Genomic DNA, 2,035 nt, shown 5'->3' on the forward strand with positions numbered 1-2,035 from the left:
TATTACATCCCACAAGCATTGTAGACATTAAGATAGCAGATACAGAAACCATTGCAATTTTTTGATTAAATTTTCTATACTTGTTATTTCTTCTGTTGTTATACTCTTATATTTATCTAATACTTTCTTAATTTCTCTTATTACATATTGTTGTATTATTGAAGAAATTTCTTCATTAACTGCAATGAATACATTATCTTTATTAAACATTTATACTACCTCTTTCTATACTTTTATTTAAATGCAAAAAGTCTTAATCACTATACTTGTAGTAATTAAGACTTTTAGATTTTATTTATTTCTTGTTTTAACATTTCAATGAATCCTTCTGAAAATACTTTTCTACTTATTGACTCTTTTATTAGCTCTATTAGTTCTAGCTCTGTTACATCAAGACTTCTTGGAATGTATGTCTCATCACCTCTTCTAGTTGCCTTGTAGACACAGAATCTTACTTCATCTCTCTTTAGTTCTTTGATGTAGATTTTCTCTATTTTTAACATGAGGTTTTATAGTATCATTACTTTCAATTTCTTCTTTAGTAAACCAATATAATTCTTTGCTTTCTCCCTTTTGTGGTCTAACTTCATTAGAAAATGCTCTTTCAAAATATATAAAATCTATATTCTCAACTTCATGACCTACATTTTCAAGAAGAGTATGCATTGGACTATGTAATTGAATCTCCGTATCGGTGTTAAGTTAGGTTGTAAACTTGCTCATTACTTTTCTCCTTTTCTAATATACTTTTAAAATTATAATTTAATTATGATCTACATCCCCATATTATTCTATATAGTAATGTTCAAATTCAACATAGTTGCTCCAAAACTTCTTAACCTAAAAGAAGAAGGAGCATCCTTAACTGATACTCCTTCTCAAAACTTACTTTATATCCAATTGCTTGTTATCCCTTACCATCTTGCCCATTACCCTAACATCATAATAACTTTCTCAAGTGAATATCAAGAGTTTTCTAAATTAATCCTTAACAGCTAGTTAATCTTTTAAATATTCTATTAATTCTTCTAATTCATTATCATCTTCATTTAATTTATTAAAGTCTTCTAAATCAGTTTTTATATCTTTTTCTACTTCCCTTTTAACATTTAATTCATTGATAATATATCCCATAGAAAATGTTGCTATTGAATAAAATGCATACGGTAATGATGAATTAATGTAATATGTTATTACCACTAATATACTTTTACTTACCACAATCTTACCTGATGCTACAAGTGATAATATATATACATGTGAATTATATATAGTTAATAATGTATATGCTAATATAATTATTGAAATAACATATAGTACTTTACTTATTAAATTTGCATCTTTAAAATGTTTTACTTTCATACTTAATTATTCCTTCTAAAAACTTATTGTTAATAATATAATTTTTATTAATTAATCTGTGTTAGTTTTTTATTTTTTAGAACAAGTACAACATCTACTTTTTTAGCTAATTCCTTACTATGAGTAACCACTATTACACACTTTCCATGTTTATGTGCACTTGTTTTTAATATTTCTATAATTTCATCAGCTGTATCACTATCTAAATTCCCCGTTGGCTCATCTGCTAATATTACTGGTGAATCTGTAACAAGTGTTCTTGCAATGGCAACACGCTGTTGCTGTCCCCCTGATAGTTGTAATACGTTTCTATTAATTTCATCATCAGCTAACCCTAAATTGTTTAATATTTCCTTATTCACCTTGGGATTAACTATTTTTAAATTTTCTAAAGGTGTCATATAATCAATTAAATTATAATTTTGAAATATTAATGAAATATTGCTTTTTCTATGATTCTCATATCCCTTTACTTTTATATTTTGATTATTATATAATATTTCGCCATTTCTAGGTTCATCTAATCCAGCCAATAGTGATAATAACGTTGATTTTCCTGAACCCGAAGCCCCTAAAATAGCGTAAAGTTTTCCTTCTTCAAATTCCATGCTTATATCATTTAAAACTTTTTTTCCATTTTTATATGAATAATTAACTTTATTTAATGCTAAAA

At 26.1% G+C, this 2,035-nt stretch carries 4 protein-coding genes and 1 pseudogene; all 5 read right to left on the bottom strand.

The genetic code is table 11. The features are described 5' to 3' along the window. Positions 1 to 27: 27 nt before the first annotated feature. A complete protein-coding gene (locus Q0G30_RS14195) occupies positions 28 to 210 on the bottom strand; it encodes a hypothetical protein (RefSeq protein ID WP_294391396.1) in 183 nt (60 codons plus the stop codon). A 74-nt stretch (positions 211 to 284) separates the two neighbouring features. After that, positions 285 to 494, bottom strand: a pseudogene (locus tag Q0G30_RS14200) (hypothetical protein); the annotation flags it as partial. After that, the gene (locus tag Q0G30_RS14205) at positions 457 to 666 is read right to left on the bottom strand and encodes a hypothetical protein (RefSeq protein ID WP_294391399.1); all 210 of its coding nucleotides are present in this window, start codon (positions 664 to 666) and stop codon (positions 457 to 459) included. The gene Q0G30_RS14205 and the pseudogene Q0G30_RS14200, both read right to left, overlap by 38 nt. A gap of 333 nt (positions 667 to 999) precedes the next feature. Further along, the gene (locus tag Q0G30_RS14210; protein ID WP_005212003.1) at positions 1,000 to 1,362 is read right to left on the bottom strand and encodes a hypothetical protein; all 363 of its coding nucleotides are present in this window, start codon (positions 1,360 to 1,362) and stop codon (positions 1,000 to 1,002) included. A 47-nt stretch (positions 1,363 to 1,409) separates the two neighbouring features. After that, on the bottom strand, positions 1,410 to 2,035 hold a 626-nt coding region (locus tag Q0G30_RS14215; RefSeq protein WP_294391402.1), incomplete at its 5' end, for an ABC transporter ATP-binding protein.

The organism is uncultured Clostridium sp., from assembly GCF_934754925.1.
In the GTDB taxonomy this organism is placed as follows: Bacteria; Bacillota; Clostridia; order Clostridiales; family Clostridiaceae; genus Clostridium.

Coding starts and splice junctions, on each gene's coding strand:
- Q0G30_RS14195 (WP_294391396.1), bottom strand. CDS start 210: ATGTTTAATAAAGATAATGTATTCATTGCAGTTAATGAAGAAATTTCT.
- Q0G30_RS14205 (WP_294391399.1), bottom strand. CDS start 666: ATGCATACTCTTCTTGAAAATGTAGGTCATGAAGTTGAGAATATAGAT.
- Q0G30_RS14210 (WP_005212003.1), bottom strand. CDS start 1,362: ATGAAAGTAAAACATTTTAAAGATGCAAATTTAATAAGTAAAGTACTA.